Below are 5,053 nucleotides of genomic sequence, written 5' to 3'. Positions count from 1 at the left end.
CCCCTCCCCCCCCCCCTCTCTCTCTCTCCTCTCCCCCCCCCCCCCCCCCCCCCCCCCCCCCCCCCCCCCCCCCCCCCCCCCCCCCCCCCCCCCCCCCCCCTTCTCCGTGCACGGGCTCAGTACCAGCCGTCGAGCGGGACTTCCTCGCAGAGCCGGACCACCGGCCGGCGCCCCACGACGGCGGCGCCGGAGAGCTTGACCCGGACCCCGGGGCGCACCGCGTGGAGGGGTCCGTCGACGCGGCAGCGGACCACGAAGCCCTCCGTCATGTGCACCGGCCAGAGGTCGGCGTCGGCCGCGGCGACCCCGCGCCGTACGGAGATCACGCCCTCGCCCTCGCTGAGTTCGGGCGCGAGGTCGGTCGACCCGCAGGTCGGACAGAGCAGGCGCTGGAACGTCGTGGTGTGGCACCAGCGGCAGCGCTGGAAGTAGAGCTCGGAGTCGGGGGCCGACTCGTCGGCCTGGACCGTGGTCCCGCTCCTCAGTCCCGTGGTGAACACGATGCCTTCTCCTCGCACTCGGCGGCTCGACCGTGCATGGAGCAAAGATATGGCACTGAGTGCCATCAAATAAAGACCTGAGTTCCCTCAATTCGAGATACCCGGGCCCCTGCGAACGGCCGAGGCCGCAGGTCAGCCCTCGCCAAGGCTCGACTCCACCTCGCGCACCACGCGCCACATGGGGGTGGACCGCTTGGTGATCACCACGACGACGTCCTCGGTCTCCTCGGCCGGCGTCTCGGCCGGCGCGTCCGGACTCCAGGTGGCGCGGACGAACTCCAGGGCGTGGTCGACCTCCGCCTGGGGGTCTCCCTCGCCGCCCGAGCGCAGCCAGTGCCGCAGGGCGTGGTTGTGGGCGGCGACCACGGCGGCGGCGGTCACGTTGGCGCGCAGCGTGCCGTCCCGGCGGTCCGCCCAGCGGGTGCGCAGGTAGTCGCCGAGGGTCTTCTCGTACCGCCAGACGACGGAGAGCTCGTAGGTGCGCAGTCCGGTCACCTCCCGGGTGAGCCGGTAGCGCTGCACGGAGAAGGTGGGGTTCTCGGAGTACATCCGCATGACGAGACGGGCCGCGTCGCAGACCCGCACCACCGGGTCGTCGGAGTCGGCGCTCGCCGCGAGGAAGCGGGTCATGTCGGCGAGGCACTGCTCGTGGTCGGGGAAGACCACGTCCTCCTTCGACGGGAAGTACCGGAAGAAGGACCTCCGGCCGACTCCGGCGAGCGTGACGATGTCGTCCACCGTCGTCTGCTCGTAGCCCCGCTCCAGGAAGAGCCGGAAGGCGGCGGCGATGAGGGAGTCCCGCATCGCGGGCTTCGAGGAGTTCGTCGACGCAGTTGCCATGGCCCGAACCTAACACCCGGACCGACCCTGTGCGGCACTTGGTGCCGGACGAATCCGGCACCGAGTGCTCTATCGAGGGTACGGAGGCTCAGCGGGGGGCCATGCGCAGGGCGCCGTCCATCCGGATGGTCTCGCCGTTGAGGTAGTCGTGCTCGGCGACCATCGTGACCAGCCGTGCGTACTCCTCCGGACGGGCCAGCCGCTGCGGGAAGGTGACGCTCGCGGCGAGACCGGCCCTGACGTCCTCGCCGAAGCCGGCCATCATCGGGGTGTCGACGATGCCGGGGGCGACGGTGACGACCCGGATGCCGTACTGGGCCAGGTCGCGGGCGGCCGTGACGGTCATGCCGGCGACGCCCGCCTTGGAGGCGGCGTACGCGATCTGGCCGACCTGGCCCTCGAAGGCGGCGATGGAGGCGGTGTTCACCACCAGGCCGCGCTGGCCGTGCTCGTCGGGCTCGTGCCGGGCGATCGCCTCGGCGGCGAGCCGCATCACGTTGAACGTGCCGAGCAGGTTGACGTCGAGCACCGTACGGAACAGGTCGAGGTCGTGCGGGCCCTTGCGGCCCAGGATGCGGGCGGAGGGGGCGATGCCCGCGCAGTTCACGGCGAGCCGCAGCACGGCGCCGTCGGCGTCGACCGCGGCGAGCGCCTCCCGGACCTGCCCCTCGTCGGTGACGTCGGCGGCCAGCAGCCGGACGCCCTCCGGCAGAGGCCCTGCGGCGGCCACGGCCTTGTCGAGGTCCAGGCCGTAGACGGTGGCGCCGCGGGCGGCGAGCGCGGCGGCGGTGGCGGCCCCGAGACCGGAAGCGGCACCGGTGACGAGAGCGGCGGAGCCGGCGATGTCCATGGAACTCCTCGTTCGTGTCGTGCGGGTGCGACCCTGCCGCCGGGATGGCCGCCGGATCGGGCGCGAGCCCGCGGAGGACCGCGCGGTCCGCGCGATCTGCGCCGCCCACCATAGAACCGCCTCCCGCGCCGCCGGAAGCGGAGGCCGCGCAGGCCACCGCCACCGGCGGACCCGGTCAGAAGGGCTTGGTCGGGAGGTACTTGCCGTCGAGGGTGATGACGGCGCGCTCGCCGCCGTCGGGGTCGGCGACCTTCTTCACGTCGAGCGTGAAGTTGATCGCCGAGATGATGCCGTCGCCGAACTGCTCGTGCACCAGGGCCTTGAGCGTGGTGCCGTAGACCTGGAGCATCTCGTAGAAGCGGTAGATCGTCGGGTCGGTGGGGACGGCGCCGTCCAGGGAGCCGCGGGTGGGGATGGCCTGGAGCAGGCGGACCGCCCTCTCGTCGAGGTCCAGGAGGTCGCCGACCGCCTTCGCGGCGGCCTCCGGCAGCGCGTGCTGGCCGAGCACGGCGGCGGTGGTGTAGGCGACGGAGAGGCCGGCGACGTCCGCGATCCGCTGCCAGGTCAGATCCTTGGCGATCTTGGCCTCGACGGCGGCGAGGGCGATCTCGCGGCGGGCGGTGGGGTCGAACTGGGCGTGCTGCATGAGGTGGACGTCCTTCTCTGGAGGGGCCTGCCGTCCGGCCGGACGGATGTCCGGCCGTGGTCCGGTGCGGGCTGGAGCAAGGGGATCGGGAGGCGCGGGGGGGTGTCGGGAGAGGCGCGGGGGGGGGAGGCTCGGGGGGATCGGGAGGCGCGGGGGGATCGGGGGATCGCGGGGGTCGGGGGGGGGAGATCGCGGGGTTCGGCGGTCAGGCCGCGAGGGCGCCCTGCGCGGTGGGCAGCTCCTCGACGGTGCCGTCGGCGATGTCGAAGACCCAGCCGTGCAGCCGCAGGGCTCCGGCGGCCAGGGCGCGGGCCACCGACGGGTGGGTGGCGAGGTTGGCGAGCTGCGCCGTGACGTTCGCGCGGACCAGGGCGTCCACGTCCACGTGTCCCGTCGCGGCCGTACGGGCCCGCGACGCGTCGGCGTGACGCAGCCACGCGGCGACGGCGGGCGCGGCGGTCAGGTCGTGCCCTTCGGCGAGCGCGGTCATGGCACCGCAGGCGGAGTGCCCGCAGACGATGACGTCCCGCACCCCGAGGACGGCGACGGCGTACTCGACGGCGGCGGTCACCCCGTCGGCGCCCGGGGTGTGGGCGGGGACGAGGTTCCCGGCGTTGCGCACGACGAAGAGCTCGCCCGGATCGGTCTGGGTGATCAGCTCGGGGACGACGCGGGCGTCGGAGCAGCCGACGAAGAGCGTTCCGGGACGGTGGTCGGTGGCGAGGCGGGCGAAGAGCCCGGCCTTGGCAGGGAAGACCTCCCGCTGGAAGCGGGCGATTCCCTCGGCGAGATGAGGCATGTCCTCACCCTGCACGACCAGGTGTCATAGCGTCCAAGACGCACTGTCGATGTCTGCCATAGATGTGATCTATAGGGCGCTACAGTCGGGGGATGCAGCCGGAACTCCGCCATCTCCGCTATCTGCTCGCCGTCGCCGAGCACGCCAGCTTCACCCGCGCCGCCGAGGAGCTCCGCATCGCCCAGCCCACCCTGTCCCAGCAGATCAAGCAGCTGGAGAAGGCGATCGGGGCGCAGCTCCTCGACCGCGGGGGCCGCTCCGTCCGCCTCACGGACGCCGGCGAGACGTACGCCCGCTACGCCCGACGGGCGCTGCGGGACCTGGCGGCCGGTGAGCGGGCGGTCCTGGACGTGCACGACCTGTCCCGGGGCCATCTCCGCCTCGCCGTCACCCCCACGTTCACCGCCTACCTCACGGGCCCGCTGGTCGCGGGATTCCACGGGCTCCATCCGGGCATCGACGTGGAGGTGCGCGAGCTGCCCCAGGACCGCATCGAGGCCGACCTCCTCACCGACCGGCTCGACCTCGGCATCGCCTTCCACGGCGCCCACGCGCCGGGGGTCGAGGCGACCGAGCTGTTCACCGAGACCCTCGGCCTCGTGGTGGGCCCCGCCCATCCGCTGGCCGGCCGCACGGCGCCGCTTCCGGCCGCCGAGTTGAGCGCCCATCAGCTCGCCCTGCTCAGCGGCGACTTCGCGACCCGGCTGCACGTCGACGCGTACGTCGCCGAGCACCGCGTCCGGCCGCGGATCGCGGTCGAGGCGAACTCGGTCAGCGCGCTCGCCGAGATCGTCCGGCGCACGGAGCTGGCCACGGTCCTGCCGGACGCCGTCGCGCACGACCATCCGTTCCTCACCCCCGTACCGCTCTCCCCCGCGCTGCCGGCCCGCGGGGTCGCCCTGCTGCGGCGCGCGGCCGGATACCGCAGCGCCGCCGCCGGCGCCTTCGCCGGGCTCGCCGCGCGATGGGGCGCGGAGGCGGGGGGTCAGCCGATCGGATGACCCAGGGGTCCACCGTTGCGGGCGCCGGGGCCGGCCGGGACGACGACGCACCGTGAGGCAGCCGCCACCAGGATGGAACTCGGAGCGGGCCACGGCCTCCTGACGGCCCCCGCGGTTCCCCGAGTTCCCTGGAGCAGACCCCATGAAGCACGTGAAGAAGACCTCGCGCACCCGTGTCCTGACCGGTGGTGCGGTCGTCGCCGCCCTCGCCCTCGGCGGCTTCGGTGCCTTCTCCGCCGGCGCCACCGGCGAGAACGCGGTGACGGCCCCGGCCGCGGCCGTCGCCAAGGCCGACGCGAAGAACAAGAACACCGCCCGCTCCACGCACCTGACGATCGAGGCCGCCACCAAGGCCGCGCAGGCCACGCTGGACGCCGCCGAGAAGGAGAACCAGCGGGTCTCCGTCGCCGTCGTCGA

Annotated in this window: 6 protein-coding genes and 1 pseudogene; 2 read left to right on the top strand and 5 right to left on the bottom strand. The window is 73.6% G+C overall.

What is annotated here, in order from left to right; translation table 11 throughout:
• Nucleotides 1-116: 116 nt before the first annotated feature.
• The 5 genes from ACZ60W_RS36965 to ACZ60W_RS36945 form a co-directional block, all read right to left on the bottom strand.
• On the bottom strand, nt 117-500 hold the full coding sequence (locus ACZ60W_RS36965; protein WP_469759791.1) for a zinc ribbon domain-containing protein: 384 nt from the start codon (nt 498-500) through the stop codon (nt 117-119).
• Between the two features lie 132 nt (nt 501-632).
• Nucleotides 633-1,340, bottom strand: coding sequence for a TetR family transcriptional regulator (locus tag ACZ60W_RS36960; protein WP_469759790.1), 708 nt, complete (start codon nt 1,338-1,340; stop codon nt 633-635).
• Nucleotides 1,341-1,428: 88 nt separating this feature from the next.
• Nucleotides 1,429-2,190 (bottom strand): SDR family NAD(P)-dependent oxidoreductase, encoded by a 762-nt coding sequence (locus ACZ60W_RS36955; RefSeq protein ID WP_469759789.1) that lies wholly within the window; start codon nt 2,188-2,190, stop codon nt 1,429-1,431.
• Nucleotides 2,191-2,365: 175 nt separating this feature from the next.
• A complete protein-coding gene (cynS, locus tag ACZ60W_RS36950; protein ID WP_469759788.1) occupies nt 2,366-2,836 on the bottom strand; it encodes a cyanase in 471 nt (156 codons plus the stop codon).
• 205 nt (nt 2,837-3,041) lie between these two features.
• Nucleotides 3,042-3,635, bottom strand: a complete 594-nt coding sequence (locus tag ACZ60W_RS36945; RefSeq protein WP_469759787.1) for a carbonic anhydrase — start codon at nt 3,633-3,635, stop codon at nt 3,042-3,044.
• Nucleotides 3,636-3,727: 92 nt separating this feature from the next.
• Here ACZ60W_RS36945 and cynR point away from each other — a divergent pair, with 92 nt between their 5' ends.
• Together cynR and ACZ60W_RS36935 are read left to right on the top strand one after the other, a co-directional pair.
• The gene (cynR, locus tag ACZ60W_RS36940) at nt 3,728-4,636 is read left to right on the top strand and encodes a transcriptional regulator CynR (protein WP_469759786.1); all 909 of its coding nucleotides are present in this window, start codon (nt 3,728-3,730) and stop codon (nt 4,634-4,636) included.
• A 151-nt stretch (nt 4,637-4,787) separates the two neighbouring features.
• A pseudogene (locus ACZ60W_RS36935) lies at nt 4,788-5,053 on the top strand (heme-binding protein); the annotation flags it as partial.

The sequence above is a fragment of the Streptomyces sp. NPDC104202 genome (assembly GCF_055584185.1).
This window is presented reverse-complemented; position numbering and strand designations above follow the sequence as displayed.